Genomic DNA, 23866 nt, shown 5'->3' with positions numbered 1-23866 from the left:
GATGAGTTTTTATAGTTTTGTCAAAAGCCATCCCTTCTGTGAAGAACGCAATCGTCATCATTCCCACTTATAAGGAGCGCGAGAATATCCGCGCAATGATCGACACTGTGTTTGGACTTCCTAAAGATTTCCACATTCTCATCGTCGACGACAATTCTCCGGACGGTACGCCAGAGATTGTTGAACAGATGCAGCAAGAATATAATACCGATGAGGTACGGCTGCATATGGTACGGAGGAAAGGAAAGCTGGGCCTTGGAACTGCTTACATTGCCGGGTTCAGATACGCCATCGAGAAAGGATACGATTACATTCTGGAGATGGACGCTGACTTTTCACACGACCCGAAAGATCTTGTGAACCTTTATCTCACCTGCGCTGAGCGTGGAAGCGATGTTGCCATTGGCTCGCGTTATGCGACGGGAGTAAACGTTGTCAACTGGCCAATTGGTCGCGTGCTTCTATCCTATTTCGCCAGCAGCTACGTCAGACTAATAACCAGCATGCCTATACGTGACACTACTGCGGGATTTCTCTGCTATCGTCGTCATGTACTGGAAACAATCCCTCTTGATAAGGTGCGCTTTGTTGGATATGCCTTTCAAATAGAAATGAAGTTCCTCGCATGGAAGTTGGGGTTCAATCTTACAGAGGTTCCAATCATCTTTACGGAACGTACCCGTGGCGAATCAAAAATGTCGGCAGGGATTTTCAAAGAAGCCTTCTTTGGCGTTCTGCAAATGACAATACAAAGCTGGTTCAAGAAGTTTATTCCGTTTGGGCAGTCTACAACAACACAGACGAGGCTGAAGAAAAGCTATTCGTAGAATTGACAACCTGAGAATGATATTATGAAGGGCCTTTCGGCTCTTTTTTGTTTTAACTTGTCCTTGGATGCGCGGGCACCCTTAGCAAGAATTAATAAGGACTTTTCTCGACCTTACTTCCGGCTGGAAGCTCAAAAATTTTGTCTGACACCTTAAAAGTTGTGACGTCTGTAGCTACACTTTCGAGTGAAAACTGTTGGTTGTCCATGATAATCTTCAACGGCATTGCATTGGTTTTAGCAAGCACTTCACTCCAATTGCCAAACTTGTGCTTCGCGTATAAACTGGCATCCATCTTAGGCTCCGAACTGAAATAATATTTCTGCACACTGTTCTTGCACGTCAAAACCAGCTCATCGCACTTGTGCCCCAGAATTGTGGTCACACCTTTGTTCACCTCGGCCTTAACTATTTCGTCTGTACTAGCAGCACCATCATTCGAAAATATTGACGTCGAATTCGACATTTTGCTGTAGAGAAGGTTCGACTTGCTTGAATAAATTTGCCATTGAAAAAAAGTACCGTTCGTAGCAGTCATGTATTCAGCTCCCTTAATGTAATACTCCTGCCTGGTTCCCATCATTTCATTGAATTGCGCATCCGTAACATTCGGCGTTTTGCTCTTGTATGAATTCTGGTAAATGATCTTGCCCTCAAAAGACTGCGCCAGCGACACGCTGGATACTGCGAGTAGCAGCACTGCGACTTTAAGTAATTTCATAAAACGGGGAGGTATTTAGTGAGTGCGGCAAATTATTAACTAGAAACAGAAGTTAATGACAACGGGTATAATATATGTAAATACGTGCAAATATTTTTGACTCAAAGAAACCTGGTCAAGGCCCCACGTGGGGCCTTAATAATTTCTTTGACTCTCAATTCAATTTCTCTATTACTCCTGGTAACCGACAAACGACACGGGACCAACGTGCGATTTCACAAGCTCCAGATCCGGCTCCGATATTTCAACTTCGTAGCCATCTTCTTTGAGCATGTTCAGAATATCGTCTGCTGCTTCCCGTTGCTTGTAAATGTGATAATCTTCGCGGGCAAACACCGGATAGCGTCCAAGCTTTTGCTCACGGTCAACGAAATTGAAACCACACAAATACAGTCTGCTGTCCTTATGTTGAATCCTGTACAGAGGCATCTGAGGATACTGCTGCAACCATTCAACAATCTCTTCGCGTGTTCCCTGAATAATTTCAGTCAGCTTGTAGATCTTTAAAACTTCTCCCTGGTTGGGTTTGTCCAACATTCTCAGATCGAAGTTGTGAACGTACGACGATAAGCCGACGCAACCGCACAACACCATAAGAGGATTCTGTGCGTCACCGTGTAAACGAACATCCAGATTCTTTGCATTAAAGAACGCCTGCAATCGACGGTTTCTCTTCTGAATAGTACTGGTCAAGTCCGGTCGAACCGGATTCTTAAATTTTAGCTGCATAACTTTAACTTTTCGGATCGGGTGGGCTCCCTGATTAAAGCAAAAATAGGAAATTATTCGAGTTTGTCATCTAAATGCTTCAGTCAAAACGGATTGATTTGATTGGACTGATACGTGCGATTACCATCGTAGGCACCAGCAGCACCATTGTCACAACGACAAACGTTAGCAGGTTCAAAACAATCACTACATCCCAGTGCCATCCGATCGGAACGTAGCTCATGTAATAGTCGTGAGGGTTAAGTTTAACGAGTTGAAACTTCCATTGCAGAAAACATACGGCAAGGCCAAGAAGGTTTCCCAACAGCAAGCCTTTAAGGATGAGATTCACGCCGTTAAATACAAATATCGACCGAATAAATCCGTTGTGAGCACCCATAGCCTTCAGCATGCCAATCATCTGCGTTCGCTCCATCACCAGAATCAAAACGATGGAAATCATATTTACGCATACCACAATAAGAATGATCGCAAGAAGAATGTTCACCTGCCTGCTTACGAGATTCAACCATTCGAAGACTTGCATGAATTTGTCTTTCACCAGCTCAATAGACAAGTCGAAATCCATTGATTCGCCGATTTCCTGCTGCGCAACTTCGGCCTGCTCTTCCTGACTAACAAAAACTTCAAGACCTCCGGCAATGCTGTCTGACCAGTCATTCAATCGTTGTATCATGCGAATGTCGCTGATTATGAAGCGGCCATCGAAGTACTCGGACAAATTGGTCTCGTAAATGCCGGTGATCTTTAATCGTCTGAAGCGTGGCGGATCTTGAAAAAAGTGAATGACTAGCTGATCGCCCACTTTTGCATCCAGCTTGTCGGCAATGGTACGACTAACCACAACCTCGGGCGCGTAAGCAGAATCCGGGAAACTGATGAAGGTGCCCTCCACCATGTTCACTCCAAAGGCCTTAGTATCGAAACGGGGACCAACCCCTTTCACAAACACTCCCAGTACTTCATCGGTTGATGTTTTGATGAGTCCGCCTTTATGCGCGTACTCCTGCACGTGAGTCACATAAGGAAACTGCTTTGGGTCATCGTATACCTTGACATGGTAATTCATTGCAGGCTCTTCCATCGCATTGCTCATCGTGAATTTTGTAATGAGCAGATGGCCACTGAAACCATAAATCTTATTTTTAACTGTTTCCTGGAATCCCAGCATTACGAGGAACGAAACGATGCAGGCAGCGAGGCCGATGCCGATGCTGACAACAGCTATTCTGTGTATAGCGGCAGAGAAACCCCGGGTTTGTTCACGGGTTATTCTGCGGGATATGAAGTAAGACAGGTTCAATGCTAATTGCTAACTTAAGCGCCAAAATGCTAAGATAAGACAATACGCGAAGAATCGACAAGTGCCATTTGAAGACATCATGAGAGGATTAATAATCATGGCGTTCATTGTTGCAGGAGCCATCACACATGGCTGTAAGAGCGCCTCAAAAAACAACGCTAATTCTGATACCACACCGGCAGCCACCACGGCTTCCGGCAGTAGCACTCCATCGGCTGACACAAACGAAGCCTCCGGCACTAAAGCGGTTAAAACTGCACTACCAGTAACAGGCGCGGAACAGATCCTGCCGGTACTGGATAAACTCAGAGGCAAAAATGTGGCATTAGTCGTGAATTATACGGCGATGGTCGGCAAGACACACCTGGCCGATACGCTGAGGGCGCTCGGGGTGAACATTATAAAGATCATGTCGCCGGAGCACGGTTTCAGAGGCAACGCGACGGCTGGTGAACATGTTAGTGATGGGTTGGATACAAAGACCGGCCTGCCTGTTGTATCGCTATATGGCAAAGGACGCAAACCTACGCCCGAACAACTTGCCGATGTTGATATTGTGGTGTTCGACATTCAGGATGTGGGTGTTCGCTTCTTCACTTATGTAGGTACGCTACATTATGTCATGGAGGCCTGCGCTGAGAACAACAGGAAAGTAATTGTTCTGGACCGTCCTAATCCAAATGCCGGTTACATAGACGGTCCGATAATGCATAAGGAGTTTGAAACATTCATCGGCATGCACGCGGTACCTGTTGTGCATGGTCTTACCGTTGGCGAATACGCTGGTATGATCAATGGCGAGGGCTGGCTTGCAGGCGGCAGGCAATGTGCACTCGAAGTGGTAACAATGAAGAACTGGAAGCACAGCGATGAATACATATTACCCATTAAGCCCTCTCCTAATCTTCCGAATCAACAATCAATAAAGCTATATCCTTCGGTCTGTTTCTTTGAAGGCACTGCACTAAGCCTTGGCCGTGGTACGCAAATGCCATTTCAGGTAATTGGTCATCCTGACTTAAAAAATCAGCCGTTCTCTTTTACTCCTGTCGACATTCCCGGAATGGCAGTAGACCCTCCGTTGGAAGGGAAACTTTGTCACGGCCTCGACCTTAGGAAGGTAAAGGTGGAAAAACAGATTAATCTCTCCTACCTGATCAGTATGTACAACGCGTTTCCGGTTAAGGACAAATTCTTCGTGGAACACTTCGGACGATGGGCGGGCAGCAATGACCTGGCTCAACAGATTAAAAGCGGCATGACTGAAGAACAAATTCGCGCCACCTGGCAAAACGATCTTCAAAAGTATAAAGTGATGCGCAGGAAATATCTGTTGTACGAATGATCATGTAACGATGACAAAGAAAGCCGAGAAGGTCGCAGACATTCTTCAGTTACTCGACCAATACATCCCCGATCCAGAAGTGCCACTGCATCACAAAGATGCTTATACGTTACTGATCTCTGTTTTGCTCTCTGCTCAATGCACTGATGAACGAGTCAATAAAACCACACCTTCATTATTCAAACAAGCCGACAATCCCTACGACATGGTGAAGATGAGCGCCGATGAAATCAGGGAGATCATAAAACCCTGTGGTCTGTCGCCGATGAAATCGAAAGGCATATATGGCTTATCGAAGATTCTCATTGACAAATACAATGGCGAGGTGCCCAACTCATTCGAAGCCCTCGAGTCTCTGCCCGCGGTCGGTCATAAGACAGCATCAGTTGTGATGACGCAATGGTTTGGCGTGCCTGCCTTTCCCGTCGACACGCACATTCACCGGCTGGCCTACCGATGGGGGCTCAGCAATGGTAAAAGCGTTGAGCAAACAGAGCACGACCTGAAGCGACTGGTTCCGGAAGCTCGTTGGAATAAGGTCCATTTGCAAATCATCTATTTCGGAAGGAAGTATTGCCCGGCACGAGGTCATGTATGGACGAACTGTCCAATCTGCTCAAAGTATATGCGGAAGGATCTCCGGGACTAGGCCTCACCGGTTACAAATCCACGGCGACTGCCATGAAGATTCGATTCATGTTTTTGAATGCCAAGGACACAGCAAAACAGGTTTCTACCGGGCCACGAATCATCGTTACTCATCTCCAGCGTTGTCGTAAAGAGGTATGTTCATTTGCTCCGACCATATTCTGGAGCGCTTCATCACAACATCCTTGTTTTTGTCCTTGATCAGCTGAACGACCTCGTATTCATTGAACTTTAGAAAAGCACTGAATTCATCAAACGTAAATGACGACGTAAATCCAGTCCTGGTCGGAGTAACATTCTGTCGCATCTTGTTCCTGTTCACGTATATCTTCTCGATGGCATCGAAGGCTACCCACTTGCCTGTCTTAAAAAAGAAAATCGATGTGTACTCACGAAAGCGACGGTTAACCAGGTCAATGTCGGTTCCTTCTGAACTGGTGAACACAAACAATGAGCAAACGGCAAAAGTCAGGGCCGTCCATGGATGTTCGGCACCGACGCCAATAGCAATAAAAATCCCAACTCCGGCGCCGAAATGAAATGGCCAGGGCAATAAGCTACCAAAACGAACGGAGATATATTCTGGTTGAGAAACTTTCGTACTTGTACTCATAGGTAACGCGGTGGATCTTCCATATGGAAGCTTCCTCCTGAAAGCATATATACAAAATACCCGGCATTTGTGACTGAAATATCGCAGTGATCGCTTATTTCGCACTCGTATGAATGAGTTGCGAATAGTCTTCATGGGCACGCCTGAATTTGCCGTCCCCAGCCTGGAAATTCTTCTTGAACGGGGTTACAACGTGGTCGCTGTGGTGACCGCACCTGACAAGCCCCAGGGCCGTGGACAGAAGATTGAAGTATCCCCTGTCAAAGCTGCGGCAGTAAAGCATAACCTGAACATCCTCCAGCCTACCAATCTGAAGGCAACAGAATTCGTTGAAGCCTTGCGATCGCTCAATGCCAATCTTCAAATTGTCGTTGCATTCCGAATGCTTCCTGAAATAGTATGGTCTATGCCAAAACTCGGAACGTTCAATCTTCACGGGTCCCTGTTGCCACAATACCGCGGTGCGGCACCTATTCACTGGGCGGTCATCAATGGTGAAAAGGAAACAGGGGTAACAACGTTCTTCCTGAAGCACGAGATTGATACCGGTAGTGTCATCTACCAGGACCGTGAGCAAATAACATACGACGACACTGTGGGATCAGTTTACGAACGCCTGATGATCAAAGGAGCGGCTCTCGTACTGAAGACGGTACAGGCTATAGAACAAGGTAATGCACCTGCTCAGCCTCAACACGATGGCGGCACACTTAAACACGCACCCAAAATCTTTCGTGAGACGTGTGAGATCAAATGGGATCAACCTGCTGATGACATCAGGAATTTCATTCGGGGCCTTAATCCATTTCCAATTGCCTGGACAACGCTGCAGGGAAAGATTTTTAAAATCCAGCGGGCCTCCGTGGAAGGCGGCGGCACTGGCAGCCCGGGAACTATCGAGACGGATGAAAAGACCTATCTGAAGGTCCGTGCGGCCGATGGTTGGGTGGCTATCGAAGAGCTCCAGCCAGAAGGAAAGCGAAAAATGAGTGTCTCCGATTTTTTCAGGGGAAACAAGTTGTGACTATTTTGTGCGGCATTTAGCACTGCCGCCTTCAAGGTGGCGCAGTTCCTTTAGCCTATGATTATTTCCCTTATTGCTGCACGCAGCCGGAATGGCGTGATCGGCAGAAACAACGATCTGCCATGGAAGCTTCCTGACGACATGAAGTATTTTATGACAACTACGCGTGGTCATGTGGCGATCATGGGAAGGAAAAACTATGATTCATTACCGGACAATTACAAACCATTACCTAACCGTACCAACGTAGTCGTTACACGTCAGCGTGCCTTTCATGCACCGGGATGCATTGTTGTTCACGACATGGAACATGCACTCGAAGTTGCACGCAAGAACGGTGAGACCGAGGCGTTTGTAATCGGCGGAGCGGAGATCTATGCCCTCGCTTTGGCTAAAGCAGATCGCCTTTATCTCACGGAAATAGATGCAGAAATACAGGGCGACACATACTTTCCCGCTTTTAAGAATGAGGACTGGCACGTAGCAACCCGCAGGCATCATGATGCCGACGAAAAACACGCTTACCCCTTTGACTTCGTCGTGTACGAACGGAACAAATAAAGTGATCTCCTCAAACCTAACAACTCATGGCAAGCCTCAGCAATAAAGTAATTTGGGTTACCGGCGCATCGTCAGGAATCGGCGAAGCCCTGGCGATAGCGTTGAGCAGGAAAGGTGCACGCTTAATCCTGTCAGCGCGACGTACCGAAGAGCTTGACCGCGTGAAACAAAATTGCGTAGGTGAGGCACAACTCCTTCCTCTGGATCTCACTGCGGCAGACACACTTGATGATGTCACACGAAAGGCATTATCTCTTTACGGACATATCGACGTGCTTATCAACAACGGTGGCATCAGCCAAAGAAGTTTCGTTCACGAGACCGGCATGGATGTATATCGACGGATCATGGAAGTAAACTTCTTCGGTGGAATTGCCCTGACGCGCAATCTTGTGTCTCACTTTGTTTCACGTAAGCAAGGTCAGTTTGTTGTGATCAGCAGCGTGACAGGAAAGTATGGCACACCCTTCAGATCCGGATACGCGGCGTCAAAGCATGCATTACATGGATTTTATGATGCCGTGAGAGCTGAATACTGGAAGGATAATGTGCGGGTGACCATGGTTTGCCCTGGTGTGGTTAAGACGGCGATCTCTTACTCCGCACTGAAAGGCGATGGCTCGAAAAACAATAAGATGGATGACCTTCAGTCGAAAGGAATGCCAGTAGAAAAATGTGCCGATGCGATCGTTAATGCAATGGAGAACGAACGTGACGAAGTTTACATTGGAGGCAAAGAAGTATTGATGATTTATATCAAGCGATTCTTCCCTTCTCTGTTTTCGAAGATTATAAGAAAGGTGGTTGTCCGATAACGACGTAAATGACTGAATCATGATGTAGATTATGCCCGCGCGCATCCTCTTTCTCTGCTATCATGGAGTTGGTCACATCAATCCCTGTTTTCCACTCGCCCGCATTCTCGAAAATGAAGGACACACTGTAACACTGGCAACCGTTGCGCACTTCAACGGTCACGTTACACGCTCTGGATTTCATCACTATCCGCTAAAATCAGTTCCCTTTGGATTAGGTTTTGAGTCGTGGGTCAATGCACAGCGAAAAGCACGATTCAAGTATTGGGCAGACCTGACTGACCGATACTTTGATCGCCTCTATCACGAGCGCGAGCGTGAGCTGACAACCGCGCTGGACGCGCTAAACCCGGATATAATATTCTTCGACGCCACCCAGGCAACCGACTTCATTGTACTGTACAACACCATGAAAGAGCGGCATATAGGGCATGCGATGTTACATGCCATGTTTCCCACGCATGTTGTTCCCGGACGTCCTCCTGTTGACAGCACCCTGGTACCGGGTGATGACAACGAAGAAACGCAAGCACTCAAACGAATGAATGCTAAACTAAACCGGACGGACTTCAAGCAGCGCCTTCTGTACCTTGGCATTAGTGATCGCTTTCTCATTAGCCGCAGGCTGAAAAAGAACCGGATACCAGCGAACGTGCGTCTCGATCTCCCCTCGCTGTTTGATTTTCAGACCAACAACGTACCATCCTTCGTTCTTGCACCGCGACAATTCGACTACCCCTCATTTCAAAATCCCGTTAACTATCATTATGTCGGTTTCATGCAGGCTGAAGTGAACCTGCCGGCGTTTGAAGAGTGGTCGAAGGTGAAGTCTGTAATACAACGGCGACGTGCTTCCGGATCACGGTTGGTCTATTGCTCGTTCGGCACCATAGCGTCCGGTCGCGAAGAGCAGACCGATGCGTTCCTTCTGCGCCTTGCCGACGCCGTTACCCGTGACAATAATCAGCTCGTGGTTTCAATAGGTACGAGAAGAACTGCTCCTGCTGGGCTGATAAGAAAAAATGTATGGGTGTTTCCCTCGGTACCACAACAGGAACTTCTGCGTGACAGCGATGCTTTCATCACTCACGGCGGACTGAGTTCTATTAAGGAAGCCATTGAGGCCATTGTTCCCATGCTGATGATTGTGGTGCACCAACAGTTCGATCCTCCAGGCAATGCCGCCCGCGTTCAGTTTCATGGCATGGGCATCCTCGGTGACATTGATGCAGATACAGATCGCATACAAACACAGCTCAGCAACCTGATGAATGACGAGACCTTCCGCCTGAATATCAAACGCCTTCGCAATGAGAATAACGCAGGCGCCGGAGAGACATTCCTGGCATTGTTTAATCAACTGTTGGATAAAACCAGGCAGCTACAGAATGATGGTATCCAAAACGAAAACCAGTAGTCAGTGGGTCACTGATAAAGAATTCAGACGGCAACGCAGCCTGATTCAACCCACACAAGGCCCATATTGACTGCAAATTCCTATTCCCGCGCAACATGATCATAGATCAACCGCGATACATTTGCCATTGCCCCGACTGCCTTGTTCCGATCGGCTAGTTTGTCTGACAACAAGATAAGTACATACTTCTTACCGTTGGGCAGCAAAACTATCGCACAATCGTGTTCAAGACCTTTAATCCATCCGCGCTTGTCAGCCACTTTAACATCAGATGGCAGCCTGGCAGGAATTATTTCCCGAAACCGTTGATTGAATAGTATGTTCATCATCGCTTCCGAAGATTCCTTACTTACCGCCTCGCCCAAAGCAATCTTCTTCATGATCAGTAACTGATCAAAGGCTGTGATGGAATTATTCAATCCTTTATCGAAAGCCTTCTGGTCTTCTACACCGCGGAGAACCTGTATGTCGTTCGCTCCATAGTCTCGCATGGTTGCCGTTACATTGTCTGGTCCTACCAGTTCGATCACCAGATTCGTGGCCAGGTTGCTGCTTTGAATGATCATGTCATAGACAAGGTCATAGATGGTTCGACGCTGCCCGATCTGCCTGTAAATAAGCGTATCACTATCATCTTCAACTTTCAGGCTATAAGAACTTTTATCAACAATACTGCTGAATGAATTGCGGATCTCGATAGAATCCTTCAACGAAAACTTACCAGCTGCCGCCTGCTTAAACACTTCTATCATGACCGGTGTCTTCATCGTGCTGGCGGCGTGAAAATGTTTCCGCTCATTGATCAGGAGTTGTTCACCCGAAGTGAGGTCTTCGAAGGCCACAGCAAATTCTCCGTCTACGGAAGACAGTTCCTTTTCAATTTGCCGCCGAAGGTCAGCGTCAGACTGACAACCTTGTAACAACACTTGCATAAAGAAGGGAATAAAGGCGATCAACAAGGAAAGCCTGCGGGATCCGGGCATAAACTTCTGGGAAAGCTCATCCAAATATATAAATTGACGAGACCAAACACACCACTATGGCGCCGGCGAAATCATTTCCATGTGAGATGATCGCAGGAAGTCATAATAAAGACCACACAACTCAAACATGAAACGCCGAAACTTTCTCTCCACCGGCCTTCTGGGGCTGGGCAGCACCATGACGATACTCTATGCGTGCCGGGAAACCGTAAAGACAACAGAACAAGCAACGACAACACCTGTGGAGTTCCCTCTGGAGGAATCAGACATTACGTCCATGCTGCAACAAATGAAAGACGGCAAACTTACCTCCCGGAAAATCTGTGAGCTTTACCTGGAGCGGATCGAGCAGAAAGATCGCAATGGCCCGGCGCTAAATTCTGTGATCGAGATTAATCCGGATGCACTGTCTATTGCCGACGAACGCGATCGTGAACGGGCCGAAGGACGCCTACGGGGACCGTTGCACGGCATACCCATCCTCATAAAAGATAATATTGATACCGGCGACAAGATGATGACTACCGCGGGTGCACTCGCTCTTGAAGGAAACATTGCCTCAAAGGACGCCTTCATCATTGAGCAGCTGCGAAAATCAGGCGCCGTTGTGCTGGGTAAGACTAACCTTAGTGAATGGGCAAACTTTCGCGACGAGCGCTCAAGCAGCGGCTGGAGCAGTCGTGGTGGCCAGACCAAAAATCCTTACGTGCTGAACCGAAATCCTTGCGGCTCAAGCTCCGGATCGGGTACAGCGGTGGCTGCAAACCTGTGCGCCGCAGCCATAGGAACTGAAACCAACGGATCGATTGCATGCCCGTCGTCTATCAATGGGATCGTGGGCATCAAGCCAACGGTTGGTCTATTGAGCCGGAATGGAATTATTCCGATATCTCACACACAGGATACGGCAGGGCCCATGGCCCGCACGGTAACTGACGCAGCCATTCTACTTTCCGCTCTGGTTGGGCCTGATCCGGCAGATCCTGTCACTCTTAAAAGCGAAGGGCATCGGCTCGCTGACTACACATCTGCCCTCGACGAAAACGGACTGAACGGCAAGCGACTGGGATTCGACAAGTCTGTCCTGGGGAAACATGAGGGAGTAGATGAGTTAATAACGGCTGCTCTGGACGCATTGCGCTCCAAAGGCGCCACCATAGTGGACATCGACATCCGTTCAAAGTTCAGGGACATGGGCTCAGCCCCATTCACTGTGCTGCTGTTCCAATTCAAAGATGGTGTGAACAAATACCTTTCAACAGCTCATTCAAAAATGAAGTCACTCGACGACGTTATCTCGTTCAACAATCAGAACGCCGAACGGGCCATGCCCTACTTTAAACAAAGCATCCTCGTAGATGCAGCGGCCAAAGGCGATCTCAACGACAAAGAATATCTTAGCGCTCTGCAGACTGTTCAGAAGACCACGCGTGAGGGCATCGATAGTGTGCTCAAAGCCGAAAAACTCGATGCCATTATTGGCCCTACCAACGGACCGTCGTGGTGTACCGATCACGTTAACGGCGACTTTTTCACAGGGTACGGAACTTACAGTCCTGCAGCACAGGCTGGCTATCCCCACATTACCGTTCCCATGGGGCTGGTATCGGGACTACCCATCGGGCTCTCCTTTGTTGGAGGTGCGTACCAGGAAGCATCGCTTATCACACTGGCATATGCTTATGAACAGGTTTCTCACAAGCGACAAAAGCCAGAGTTCACGCCGTCTCTTTCCTGACAACCTCAAACCATACTGCATAGTTTTTAATTACCTTGTAAGCTTAAATGGAATCAAATCCAATGAAATCATTTCTATTCCTCCTCCTGTTCAGTTTCTTACTTTCTTCGGCCGGATTTGGTCAGAGCGTTATTAAAGAAACTCTGCCTATTCAGAGTACAATACTTGGAAAGGAAGTGCAGTACAGTATCTACCTTCCTGACGGATACGATCGTACCAATCGCATTTATCCTGTACTCTATTTGCTTCACGGATACGGTGACGATGAAACAGGATGGACTCAATTCGGAGAGGTGGAACACATCGCTGATAAAGCGATTGCCGATGGCACTGCCACGCCCATGATCATCGCGATGCCTGATGGTGGCGTTACCTGGTACCTGAATACTTTTGACGGCAAGGTGAAGTATGAGGATTTCTTCATCAAGGAGTTCATACCTCATATTGATAAGACCTACCGGACCCGTGCCAGCAAACAATACCGTGCGATCGCCGGCTTGTCAATGGGGGGTTACGGATCGCTGCTACAGGCAACAAAGCATCCCGATATGTTCTCGTCCTGTTCTGCGCTTAGCTCGGGAGTATTCACAGATGACGAAATAGCTTCAGCCAGCGATAACGTGTGGTCTATGCTGAGCAGCCTTTATGGAAAGAAAGAGCTTACAGGAAAGAACCGCCTCACTCCTCACTACCAGGAGAATTCAATTATCAGCATTGTGAACAACGGGAATGCAGAGGCATTAAGCAAGGTTAGGTACTATCTCGATTGCGGCGACAAGGACTTTCTCATCAAAGGAAATATGGCGCTGCATGCTGCAATGATCGATAAGAAAATTCCTCACGAATTCCGTGTTCGTGAAGGAGTGCACAGCTGGTCTTACTGGCGGTCGGCCCTGCCGGAAGTATTAAAGTTCGCGAGCGTAAGCTTTCACCAGCAATAACAACGCTTCAGTCCCTTGAAGTATTTTCATATTATAGTCGCCGTTCTGTTGTCGCTGCTGTATCTGACCGGCAGCATCCCTCCTACGGAACGCTATAATATCTGGATAACAATTTTTCTTATTCCCTTTGCCATGGTGACCAATACAATTTTGTTGGTCATCACGGCTATTCGACGAATTCGGTCCGGATTGTTTTATCTGGTACCTATGGTAATCGGCTTTCCTTACATGGTGAGCACTATAGGAGTTAAGTCCTACTTTCAGCAAGCAGATCCTTCCGCGACATCATTTACGCTGCTCGATTACAACTTGTCGAACTTTCATATGAAGGGGGAATTCAGCCAGCAGAAACTGGACAGCGCCACAGAGTTATACGACATGGTACTAAATCCTGAAACGGATGTGCAATGTTACCAGGAGTTCATGAACTACCCGTGGAGCAAGACCGGAAACATAATTCAACGGCTTACTGAGTTAAACCGGAATTTCTATTTCTCCATGGATCCGGACGCACGATACGCTGACTGGGCCCGAGCGGGCACTCTTATCGTCTCAAAGTTTCCAATCATTGCCAGAGGCGATGTACTGGAAGGCACAGCAGGATTCAACAGGGTGTCGTATGTGGACATAGTTGTTCAGTCCGATACTGTAAGGATAGTCAACGTGCACTTACACTCTATGGGGCTGGGTCGCTTTGATCCCCGCGAGCGGTCGCGTCTGAAAGACATGGGGCGCGCTACGGGCATAATCCTTAGAAAACTTAAAGAAGGCGTATTCGAACGAAGCAATCAGGCACAACAGTTATCCAGGTTTGTTGAAAATTCTCCTTATCCCGTTGTTTGTGCCGGTGACTATAACGACATGCCTTACGCTTATACCTATCGTTATCTACGTAAGTATATGAAGAACGCTTTTGAAGAATCCGGGCGGGGATTCGGTTTTACATACAATGGCGGAACACTTCGGGTTCTTCGAATCGACAATCAATTCTACCGTGGCCCCCTGCGGTCGATCGAGCTGAAGACACGATATGACCTGCCCTACACTGATCATTTTCCTGTTCAGGGAAAGTATGAACTACTGAAGAATGAATGATAACACGTCGCATTGTGCCGTTAGCCAATGCGATAGTATATTTACCGATTCATGCTGGGTGCCATTCATCATATCGTCAGTAAGCCAGTTGCTTATCTTCGTGATAAACTTTCAGCGCGCCAGTTCTTTATACTTTCAAGCATTTTTGTTGGTCTCTCATCCGGAGCGGCCGCTATTACACTGAAGTATTTTGTTCATTCGATTGCAGCGTTTGTCAGAAGTTATGCTGTTAACTACGAAGGCTTCGTGGTGTTTGCTGCTCTTCCGCTTGTGGGCATCCTGCTTGCTGTGCTGTTTGTGAAATATGCACTTCGTAACAATTTCAAGAAGGGCACGGCCGAGATTGTTTATGCAATTGTAAAGAAGTCAAGCATACTTCCTACTCAACAGATGTACTCGAACATGATCACCAGCGCGCTTACCGTTGGATTCGGAGGTAGCACGGGACTGGAGTCTCCGATGGTGACGACGGGGGCAGCGTTCGGATCAAACTTCGCGCGTACGTACAATTTGTCGTACAAGGACCGGACAATCCTCCTGGGATGCGGGGCGGCGGCCGGTATCGCCGCGGCATTTAATGCGCCAATAGCAGGTGTGCTGTTCGCTGTTGAAGTCATACTTACTGATGTAAGCGTGACCGCATTCGTTCCTCTCATCATCGCCGCAGCTTGTGGAGCACTGCTGTCGAAAGTGGTTGTCAAGCAAGGAGTGATACTAGCCTTTACGTTGCAGCAACCATTTAGCAGCAGTAATGTGCCGTACTACATCATCTTGGGTGTGCTTGCCGGTCTCATGTCGCTCTATTTCGCAGAGGTATTCGGCTGGATTGAAAAAAGAATAAAGTCCGTTCAGAACGTATGGCTGCGGATTCTGGTGGGAGGACTATCGTTATTTGTTTTGCTCATCCTGTTTCCTCCACTGTTCGGAGAGGGCTACACCTCTATAGAGGTCCTTGCTAAGCTCCAATCTGATTCACTGATTGACGCCAGCATCCTGCGCGGTTTCATCAATTCAGAAGGCGTATTGTTGCTGTTCCTGGGTGCACTTATGTTTTTGAAAACTGTAGCCGCTGCCGTAACACTCGGAAGTGGAGGAAATGGGGGCAGTTTCGGTCCATCGCTGTTCGTCGGTGCCTATCTGGGATACATCTTTTCCAGTCTCGTTAACATGACCGGAATAGCCCATATCCCTGTGACGAACTTCACCCTGGTTGGAATGGCAGGTATCCTGAGTGGCGTGTTCTATGCACCTCTCACTGCTATATTCCTCATCGCGGAAATCACCAGCGGCTATGAACTGATGATTCCTCTGATGATTGTTTCGGCGCTTAGCAATACCGTTGCACATTACTTTGAGCCACTTTCCATGGAAGCCAAGAAGCTCTCATCCATGCTCAACCTTACGGTAGAGAACCGCGACAAGTTCCTGCTCAGTAAACTGGATCTCTCGGCACTGATAGAAACCAACTTTTCCGTGCTGGGGATAGATGAACCGGTACAGTCGCTGATCAAAGTAATTTCGTCGTCGAACCGGAACACATTTCCTGTGGTTAATCCAAACCGGGAACTGATGGGCATCATTCATATGGACAACATACGGAGCATCATTTTCAGTCCGGAGAAATATGAAAAGCTGACCGTTAAGGATCTTACCACTAAACCCGCGGCGACCATTGCCCTGCACGAGAATCTCGACACGGTACTAAAGAAATTTGACGATACCAGCCAATGGAACCTGCCCGTGGTTGACAATGGAAAGTATGTGGGCTTTGTGTCCAAATCCAGCGTACTCACCAGGTACCGTTCTGAATTGCTGAAGTCTGTTTAGGCCGAAAATAGATTCGCATCCACCGCCACCCCTACTATCAAAGTTGCTGAAAGTTACCTTCTCAGCCCGCCAGTAGTTGCGTCGGTCGCCCGTGAAAGCTCATTCGCAATATTGCGCCAGTCGTGCGTAATCAGACGGCTCAAGATACCTTTCCACAGCACTACCGAAGCAATTAGACACGGGTCTGATACGGATGTGACACGGGTTTGATACGGGTCTGACACGGGTCTGACACGGGTCTGACACGGGTTTGATACCAGTATACCACCACGATGGCACCACTATAACACCTGTACCACGCCCGCATGCTACAAGGGAAGATTAAGGTCACATGGAATTTCGTGTCAGGCTAACACTTATGCAGATGAGGGGATGCCGGTAAATGCTCAGGCGACCGCGCCGGCTGCTGACTGCAAAACATTCTTTGAGAAATAATGGAAATATTAGCAACAAACGAAAAGGAACGGAAAAAATCCGGACAGTGAAATTTTGGGCCACTGTATATTGCTTTAACAGCGATCAGGAAACCGGTGAATAACCTTAAGCTTCTAAAACCAGGGTTTGGCATCAGATTCTTTCTCGTTGTGAGGCTTGACTGTCGTGTGCCTGGTTACACGACAGATAAACTAATTATTGAATCAAATTTTATGGCTATTCAACAGGGATTAATTCAGCTCACAGGAAGAATCGGAGACCTGATTTTCTACCAGACCGATTACGGATATGCTGTGAGAAGATCAGGAGGCAACGATAGGAACAGGATAAAAAACGACCCTTGTTTTGTGCGAACCCGGGAGTCCAATTCGGAGTTCGCAGAGGCAATGAAGTGTGTTAAACTTTTCCGTGCTGCATTCTCTGACGTGGTTACAAAAGTAGCAGACGGTGGCATCACGAAACGCTTATCGTCGTTGTTCATTAAACTTGTGCAGCAGGATAATATAAATTTAAGGGGCTCCCGCAAGCTTCAGTCCAATGCCCTGGCCGCGTTCGAAGGACTCGAATTCAATAAGCAAACATCGCTGTCGCCAGAGCTCAGGATGTTGGTATCACCGAGCATCGATCGTTCATCAGGTAGGCTGTCCGTTGACGTGAACATGTTTTCCCCGGCAGCAATAATAACTTCACCTCCTGGTGCCACCCATTTCATTTTGACAACGATCGCTGCTGAACTTGACTTCATCAGCCATAAATTTAATTCCAGGAGTTTAAACAGCGAACCTATTCCAATTGACAGGCCACGTCAGGACGCCACATCGTTTGACACCGAGATTGCTGGGAGTACCAAGCCATTGGTCCTGGCTTTCGGCATACACTTCGTTCAAATGATCAACGGGATTTGTTATCCTTTAAAGAACCGTGAGAAAGCCGCTATGCAAATGGTGAAGGTGAGCGCCTATTGAGCGGCGCCTTTCTTTACCGTCATCTTTGCAAGCGTGGCTGCCTTATCGGCTTTACCCAGGCTATACTCTTTCAGAGCAGAGCCCTTCAGCGTAATTTCCAATGTTACGGGTATTGAACAACCTTCACACCGTGTATTGGTTATCTGAAACACCAGCACCTCATCGTCCTTCAGGCTCTTCAAGGTTCGTCCGTACTCAAGGATATTTTCCTTGAGGTCACTCTCGAATTTCGGATACATCTCTTTGACTTTCTTGTCGCGGGTAGCCTGATCCACATCTGCCAGGCCAATCGTTGGAAGGATATACCGACGTGAATAGTCGCCCATTTCGATAGCGCTGAACATCGTCATATAGTAGATGGCGCCAAAGTCTTTGAGGTGTTCGAAGTAGACGTTATCACCGACAAAGTAGGTCTTTGAAATATCCTCGCTGTACAGACGCGTAAAGATGCTGGAGAGCAACTCAAGATCCGCCTCAACTTCCTCTACCGTTTCTGTGTTGATCACCTTGAGTCGTGACTGTGCCTGCTCGCGGGTGAGCTTACCCGTTCTAAGAAGTGTGAGATCCGACTTGAGTGCTTCGACAGAAAGGTGCGTACGTTTTGGTGCTGAAAAATATTGATTCACCCATGCACGTGGCTGATTTCCCTGATTGGTTACAATGACCTTTTCGTTTGGTGCAAGCTGAGCGATGAGATCTCCATAATCGAGAAGGAAGGTAGCTGCTGCGTCAATAACTTTCTTATTAGATGCATCGCGAATGCTGTCCATATCAATCTTCGCACGTTCACGCGATTGATCACCCAGGCTTTCCACGTTTGAATTATTCTGTCGATTTTGCCTGTTGACTATTACGTCCTGCGACCTCGGTGTGCTGCCATCGTATATGCTTACGTTGGTACCACCGCCCGCCGGTGTCCAGATCATGTCATTTTGCTGAAGAACAATAGGTGTCGTGTAATCGGCAGGGAGAACAAAGGTAACTCCATATCCTGCCTGATAACTTCCTCTTACCTGAAGCTGAAAGAATGTACGCTGATTGGCAAACTGTTGTTTAATGAGTGTATACAAAACATTCTCTGCCACTGCGATGTCGCGATCCATTCGCTCCTTGTCAAATCTCTGTGCGTTGACTGCAGCGCTGTTCAATATTATCGATGCCGTCAGTGTGAACAGCATCCAAATCCGTGGTTTCATGGTAGCTTTCAATTTTGAGATGACTTAACTGTGAACCTTGCTCAGGCAGTGATTTAATTTCTTGTTCCCGCCGGTTTGCCTGTGCCCACCGTAGAGATAATGCTTGTTAATATCTGTTCCGTTTCCTGTTTGAACAGATCTGTGTTTTGTTCCAGACTCTTCATTTGCGTCTGGACAACCTGCAGGTCGTCGTTTCTCTGTTGTTGCAGATACTTGGAAAAATCTACGAGCAACCCTTCAACATATTTCTTTTGTTCTGTAGAATTCATTTGAAAGTAACTCTTCACAACCTTTAGGTTTTCGGTCTGCATGCCTGCGACAAATTCACGGATCTGGTCCTGCGAAGCAGCAGAAGATTCCTTTAATAGCTGATCGATCTTGGCTGAGTTCTGGTCGAGATTCCTGTTAATAGAAGCATCCAGTTTCTTTTGTGTAGCCTCCCAGTTAACCTGCATCGCTGCATTGTTCTGAGCGAGGGCAGCGTTGATCATTTGCTGAACGTTGTTTTCAGTAATCGAAGGCGTGGCATTTACAGGAGTAACTTCAACCGGCTTTGAAGGTGCGCCAAAGCTGAGCGACAATTCGTTTCCTGACCATGACGCACGTATGTCAAGCAGCCTGCCTGCAAGCATCACAAGTAGCAACGATGCGGCTATGCTCAGTATCGTTCGAATATAAGGTGTATCCAGCAGACGAGCCCTGGGAGCATCTCCCAGGAACAACGGAGGTGCGATTACCTCCTTGTCTTTAACGTTCGACATGAGCATACGCAGGGACTTAAGCTTTTCAAGTGACGCTCTCGCCTCTTCATTCTCTGCCAAATACTTTTCAACGGCTTCCTTTTCGGAGCCCTCAAGCTCGCCGTACAGGTATGCCATCAAGTCCTGTTCCGTTGCTTTATAAGCCATAACCGATCGTTTCCTTGTTTATGTTTTTACTTTCTAAAACTTTTCTCAATGCTTCGAGTCCATAATACATGCGCGACTTGGCTGTATTTTCTGAGATGTTCAGGATCTCTGCAATCTCTCTGAACTTAAGCCCCTCGTACTCTTTCATGATCACTACTTCGCGTTGCTCTTCATTCACTTCCATCAGGGCATTCTGAAGTACATCGGCAAGCTCCTGCTGCTGAAATTGACGCTCAGGGCTATCGAACCGGCTGGAGGACGATTCCCACCGCGGCGACTCTTCAGCCTCGCGATTCCAAACCACATCAAATGAAAGAGAGCGGTTGTTCTTACGCTTGCGCGCTTCCTCGCGACAGTAGTTTACAGCGATCTTATACAGCCACGACTTGAATCGTGCATTTTCCTGCAGAGAGGGAAGATTCCGACACATGGAAATAAAGGTCTTCTGCGATACCTCCATGGCCATGTCATGGTCCTGAAAGAACTTGTAACCAAAGTTGTAAATCCGCTTATACCAAAGCTGCACAACCCTTCCTTGCGCATTCTGGTCGCCGGCTTTTGCCTGGGCAATGAGATTGTCAGAATGCATCATTGCAGTTTGAGGAAGCGTTTCGGTCACGGGTTTCGGTCTAATTCGCAGTTTTCCGCGTTTTTCTACTTAAAGATGACGGGTTTCAAAAAATAGTTTTAGCCCTTTCTGAAAGTTTTTTAGCACATTCTAAAGCAATTGTGAAAATTTGAACTGAGTCCTGTCAATCAAGCCGTTACATCCAGCTGTCATCGGTTGCATTTGACTAAGATCCAGCGGATTTGCAATAAAAAAAGGGAGACCGGTCACCCTTACCGGTCATCCCTTTGTACACCCTGCTAACTAAAAAAAATAGCGGAGCCCTTATTTTTTGGCCGACGGCGCCTGTATCGGATACTGCTTAAAAATTGACGCAACAGCGGCGTTGATTTGTGCGTCGCGTTTTTCGGGAGTGAGCTTATCATCAAGGGTCTTTTCGCCCCTGCCCTGCCAGATGATCTTCTCTGTTGCTTTATCAATCACATTGATGAACAAAGTGCCATCGACATATTTGTTCACATCGATCGTGGTCGTCGAAAAGCCACCGCCCCATCCATAGCCCCAGCGGCCATATCCACCAGGCCCGGTTGTTGTGGCTGTCGCAGATTCCTCCTGTTGAAGTTTCAAATGAAGATCGACAAGGAAGTCGGGACTTTCTGATTTTGTATAGCCGCGCGCGGCCATTTCCTTTTCAACCGCATTGATAATGCGTGTTTTGTTGAGCTGGTCGATAGCAAGATCCTGCACATGCTTATCCCAGTTATAAGTCATTCCCTTTTTGAAGTCTGCAGACTTATCGAAGTCGTAGCTGGTCGAAACACTTGCGCAGGCAGTGACGACAAGGACAAATACAAATGCCGCATGTTTCATTATCGGTAGCGTTATAGAATAATTGTCTTCTTTTCCGCTACCTAGTTACACACGACTTAATCCATGTAAAAGTTAATTACCGTGTTTAACAGTTAAAGTGACATTCTGTTTTTCTTGGCAAAGCGGGTGCTTTCCCTCTCGATTACATACAACGGTGCACCGCTTAACTTTTGCAATGCTTCATGAATTGCGTTACCAATATCCGGTTGCACGAACAGGTCGTTGATCACAGATTTCTCACTGGGATTAAGATTGGGATAGTTTCTGCGAAACTTAGCGAGTGCTTCGTTTGCTATGTCGGGCTCATCAATGTTTATGGCCGACGCGGCTTTAACCAGAAGCGCCCAATAGGTATCCACCTTCGACTGATCCAGCCACGCAAGCGCCTCTCTGTATTCTTTGTGATGAAATGCATTGATAGACAGACTCACCAAATGCCCCCAGCTTGGATCGGGAAGTAATTCAAGAGCGCGTTCCAACAGCTCCATGCCACGCTCATACCTTCCCAGATAGATGAACAATGATCCAACTGCTGCCTGAAAGTCTACTGAGTTGCTGTTTATCGCAAGACCCTTCTCAATGTATCTGACAGATTCTTCGCCGCGGCCAAAAACCATAGTGATCATAGCCATCGCATGATAGGCTTGCTGACAAGTAGGATCGATGAGCAATGCCTCACGTGCAAGGTCCATGGCTTTCAATAAAAGTTCTCCCCTTTCCTTATCGCCTTCGAAGAAAGCTTGCCTGCAAGTTATCTCGGAAAGATAGGCGGCAGCGAGAGCGTTGTCAGGCATACGCGCGCGTACGTCCTCGTAATACATTCTTGCCGCACGGGTCTTGAGTGGATCGAAATGAGTTATGTTCTGCTTATACCAGTACGATAAGGGACGATGGGTGTCGCCTGAAGAATGCAATGCCATATGCTGAGCTTCGACACGTGAAATCACACCGTTAATACCGGCTATAGCTGCAACCGTCCGCGCGACTACTTCTTCTTCCATTTGCCACAGCTCGTCAAATGTCATCGTGAAAGTATTTGACCAGTGCTGACGACTGTCTCTGCCGAGTAAATACACGAATACGCGCATGCGTTGATTGACCATATGGATGGTCCCCCTTATAATGTAGTCGGCTCTTTGTGACGTGGCCGGGTCAGCCTCAACAGATATCACGACGATGTCTTCAAATTTGGTGAGCTCAGAACTCAGATACTCAGGCAGGGACGAATGAATTTCCACCTGGTCGCTGGTGACAATCTTGAAGGGCGCAACAAAGATAGATGGCTTTCCTTCCAGGCGCTCCAGAGGCGATGGACTAAGGCTGTCTGCCCTGGACTTTGCTACGTCATACGTTATTTCATGGGACACCTCTGAGGCGGCCACAAAATTTGCCAGGGTATTGATTTCAAACGTAGGCACATAACTTCCCTTCGGAACCACGATTGCAATTGGATCGGTGGCACCGTCGGTCTGATAATATTCGCGCAAGGCGCGCCTCAATCTTCCTGCATGGATTCTTACAATAGAATCGATCTGCGGATTGAAGTCAGGATCCTTCTTCAGAGCAGCAACTCCGATAGTGTATTCCTTTAGCTCGTGTGCCCTACCTTCAATAGTTTCCTGCACAATGTGCTTAAGAAACCTGGCGAGAACCGATGAATGCAAAAAATTTGCCGAGGCAAGTACACGATCCAGTTGCCTTACAACTTCGTGATTGGTAATGGAGTTCATGTTTCTATAGCGTTAAACCCAACATCTGACTTTCACCGTAAAACACGGTGTACAACTTCTAAGAAAATTTAACACTCGATAAATTCACCCTAAGAGATACATCTGTGTCTCAGTGATTCCTGGGCGAACTTCAAAATACCGTAGGTAAGTTAAGCAAAATCCGGCCATTCCAAGGCTGTTATCCATTCATGCGAGAAAAATCCGACGCGTTTGCGTGTTAATCCGGAGTCGTCAATATGAGCGAGGACATCAAGTTCATTCTAAACCGTTTTCCCTCTTTTAAGGAGGAAATTATTGAGGCGTATACCGACAATGACGAGTTTAAAGGTCTTTGCGAAGACATATTTACTATGACGCAAACGCTTGAACGCCATGAGAGGAAACTATTTTCTAATCAGAATCACGAACTTGAGTATCGAAAGCTCTTGCTTGATCTGGAAACCGAATTACTAAAATATCTCGGAAAGTCGAGAAGGACGTGATCCGTGGGAGCCACAATCGGATACTTTCTTCCGGATCGTCCGGAATTGCCAGCAGCGATGTGTACGCCTGCACATAATGCACGGCAAACGCACGGAAGCTGCAAGGGTTAACTGTTAAGTCCCCG

At 47.5% G+C, this 23866-nt stretch carries 23 protein-coding genes; 13 read left to right on the top strand and 10 right to left on the bottom strand.

The window, feature by feature from the left end; all coding sequences use genetic code 11:
* The first annotated feature begins 38 nt into the window (after positions 1-38).
* On the top strand, positions 39-827 hold the full coding sequence (locus tag WBG78_RS15655) for a polyprenol monophosphomannose synthase (RefSeq protein WP_337327390.1): 789 nt from the start codon (positions 39-41) through the stop codon (positions 825-827).
* A gap of 91 nt (positions 828-918) precedes the next feature.
* On the opposite strand, the gene WBG78_RS15650 is transcribed toward WBG78_RS15655, so the two are convergent.
* The 3 genes from WBG78_RS15650 to WBG78_RS15640 form a co-directional block, all read right to left on the bottom strand.
* Positions 919-1548 carry a hypothetical protein gene (locus WBG78_RS15650; RefSeq protein WP_337327389.1) on the bottom strand — a complete coding sequence of 210 codons (630 nt, stop codon included), beginning with the start codon at positions 1546-1548 and terminating at the stop codon, positions 919-921.
* A 171-nt stretch (positions 1549-1719) separates the two neighbouring features.
* The gene (locus WBG78_RS15645) at positions 1720-2277 is read right to left on the bottom strand and encodes a hypothetical protein (RefSeq protein WP_337327388.1); all 558 of its coding nucleotides are present in this window, start codon (positions 2275-2277) and stop codon (positions 1720-1722) included.
* 79 nt (positions 2278-2356) lie between these two features.
* On the bottom strand, positions 2357-3580 hold the full coding sequence (locus WBG78_RS15640; RefSeq protein WP_337327387.1) for an ABC transporter permease: 1224 nt from the start codon (positions 3578-3580) through the stop codon (positions 2357-2359).
* A gap of 79 nt (positions 3581-3659) precedes the next feature.
* On the opposite strand from WBG78_RS15640, the gene WBG78_RS15635 reads away from it, so the two are divergent.
* Together WBG78_RS15635 and nth are read left to right on the top strand one after the other, a co-directional pair.
* Positions 3660-4925: an exo-beta-N-acetylmuramidase NamZ family protein gene (locus WBG78_RS15635; protein WP_337327386.1), complete on the top strand. Its 1266-nt coding sequence runs from the start codon at positions 3660-3662 to the stop codon at positions 4923-4925.
* 10 nt (positions 4926-4935) lie between these two features.
* Entirely contained in the window at positions 4936-5574 is a 639-nt protein-coding gene (gene nth / locus WBG78_RS15630; RefSeq protein WP_337327385.1) for an endonuclease III, read from the top strand.
* 105 nt (positions 5575-5679) lie between these two features.
* On the opposite strand, the gene WBG78_RS15625 is transcribed toward nth, so the two are convergent.
* Complete coding sequence (locus WBG78_RS15625; protein WP_337327384.1) at positions 5680-6186, bottom strand: hypothetical protein; 507 nt, start codon at positions 6184-6186, stop codon at positions 5680-5682.
* Positions 6187-6295: 109 nt separating this feature from the next.
* Here WBG78_RS15625 and fmt point away from each other — a divergent pair, with 109 nt between their 5' ends.
* The 4 genes from fmt to WBG78_RS15605 are packed head-to-tail and all read left to right on the top strand — an operon-like array spanning position 6296 to position 10003.
* A complete protein-coding gene (gene fmt, locus WBG78_RS15620; RefSeq protein WP_337327383.1) occupies positions 6296-7210 on the top strand; it encodes a methionyl-tRNA formyltransferase in 915 nt (304 codons plus the stop codon).
* A 57-nt stretch (positions 7211-7267) separates the two neighbouring features.
* A complete protein-coding gene (locus WBG78_RS15615) occupies positions 7268-7771 on the top strand; it encodes a dihydrofolate reductase (RefSeq protein ID WP_337327382.1) in 504 nt (167 codons plus the stop codon).
* A gap of 26 nt (positions 7772-7797) precedes the next feature.
* On the top strand, positions 7798-8586 hold the full coding sequence (locus WBG78_RS15610; protein ID WP_337327381.1) for an SDR family oxidoreductase: 789 nt from the start codon (positions 7798-7800) through the stop codon (positions 8584-8586).
* 31 nt (positions 8587-8617) lie between these two features.
* Entirely contained in the window at positions 8618-10003 is a 1386-nt protein-coding gene (locus WBG78_RS15605; RefSeq protein ID WP_337327380.1) for a glycosyltransferase, read from the top strand.
* A gap of 80 nt (positions 10004-10083) precedes the next feature.
* Here the strand turns inward: WBG78_RS15605 and WBG78_RS15600 are convergent, their stop codons facing one another.
* On the bottom strand, positions 10084-11010 hold the full coding sequence (locus WBG78_RS15600; RefSeq protein WP_337327379.1) for a serine hydrolase: 927 nt from the start codon (positions 11008-11010) through the stop codon (positions 10084-10086).
* Between the two features lie 103 nt (positions 11011-11113).
* Here WBG78_RS15600 and WBG78_RS15595 point away from each other — a divergent pair, with 103 nt between their 5' ends.
* The 5 genes from WBG78_RS15595 to WBG78_RS15575 all read left to right on the top strand — a co-directional run bounded on the left by WBG78_RS15595 (position 11114) and on the right by WBG78_RS15575 (position 17987).
* Positions 11114-12724, top strand: a complete 1611-nt coding sequence (locus WBG78_RS15595; protein ID WP_337327378.1) for an amidase — start codon at positions 11114-11116, stop codon at positions 12722-12724.
* Between the two features lie 62 nt (positions 12725-12786).
* Positions 12787-13665 carry an alpha/beta hydrolase gene (locus tag WBG78_RS15590; RefSeq protein WP_337327377.1) on the top strand — a complete coding sequence of 293 codons (879 nt, stop codon included), beginning with the start codon at positions 12787-12789 and terminating at the stop codon, positions 13663-13665.
* Between the two features lie 15 nt (positions 13666-13680).
* Positions 13681-14760, top strand: coding sequence for a hypothetical protein (locus tag WBG78_RS15585; RefSeq protein ID WP_337327376.1), 1080 nt, complete (start codon positions 13681-13683; stop codon positions 14758-14760).
* 51 nt (positions 14761-14811) lie between these two features.
* Entirely contained in the window at positions 14812-16587 is a 1776-nt protein-coding gene (locus WBG78_RS15580; protein WP_337327375.1) for a chloride channel protein, read from the top strand.
* A 647-nt stretch (positions 16588-17234) separates the two neighbouring features.
* The gene (locus WBG78_RS15575; protein WP_337327374.1) at positions 17235-17987 is read left to right on the top strand and encodes a hypothetical protein; all 753 of its coding nucleotides are present in this window, start codon (positions 17235-17237) and stop codon (positions 17985-17987) included.
* Here WBG78_RS15575 and WBG78_RS15570 read toward each other — a convergent pair.
* From WBG78_RS15570 to WBG78_RS15550, 5 genes are all read right to left on the bottom strand, one after another.
* Positions 17981-19183 (bottom strand): hypothetical protein, encoded by a 1203-nt coding sequence (locus WBG78_RS15570; RefSeq protein ID WP_337327373.1) that lies wholly within the window; start codon positions 19181-19183, stop codon positions 17981-17983. The genes WBG78_RS15575 and WBG78_RS15570 overlap by 7 nt on opposite strands.
* Positions 19184-19236: 53 nt before the next feature.
* Positions 19237-20091 (bottom strand): anti-sigma factor family protein, encoded by an 855-nt coding sequence (locus tag WBG78_RS15565; protein ID WP_337327372.1) that lies wholly within the window; start codon positions 20089-20091, stop codon positions 19237-19239.
* Entirely contained in the window at positions 20081-20683 is a 603-nt protein-coding gene (locus tag WBG78_RS15560) for an RNA polymerase sigma factor (protein ID WP_337327371.1), read from the bottom strand. The genes WBG78_RS15565 and WBG78_RS15560 overlap by 11 nt, the downstream gene beginning before the upstream one ends.
* A gap of 300 nt (positions 20684-20983) precedes the next feature.
* On the bottom strand, positions 20984-21529 hold the full coding sequence (locus WBG78_RS15555) for a DUF4136 domain-containing protein (protein WP_337327370.1): 546 nt from the start codon (positions 21527-21529) through the stop codon (positions 20984-20986).
* 92 nt (positions 21530-21621) lie between these two features.
* Positions 21622-23259, bottom strand: a complete 1638-nt coding sequence (locus tag WBG78_RS15550; RefSeq protein ID WP_337327369.1) for a tetratricopeptide repeat protein — start codon at positions 23257-23259, stop codon at positions 21622-21624.
* A gap of 236 nt (positions 23260-23495) precedes the next feature.
* On the opposite strand from WBG78_RS15550, the gene WBG78_RS15545 reads away from it, so the two are divergent.
* A complete protein-coding gene (locus WBG78_RS15545; protein ID WP_337327368.1) occupies positions 23496-23741 on the top strand; it encodes a hypothetical protein in 246 nt (81 codons plus the stop codon).
* Positions 23742-23866: the final 125 nt, after the last annotated feature.

Source organism: Chryseolinea sp. T2, from assembly GCF_037203685.1.
Lineage (GTDB): Bacteria > Bacteroidota > Bacteroidia > Cytophagales > Cyclobacteriaceae > Chryseolinea.
This window is presented reverse-complemented; position numbering and strand designations above follow the sequence as displayed.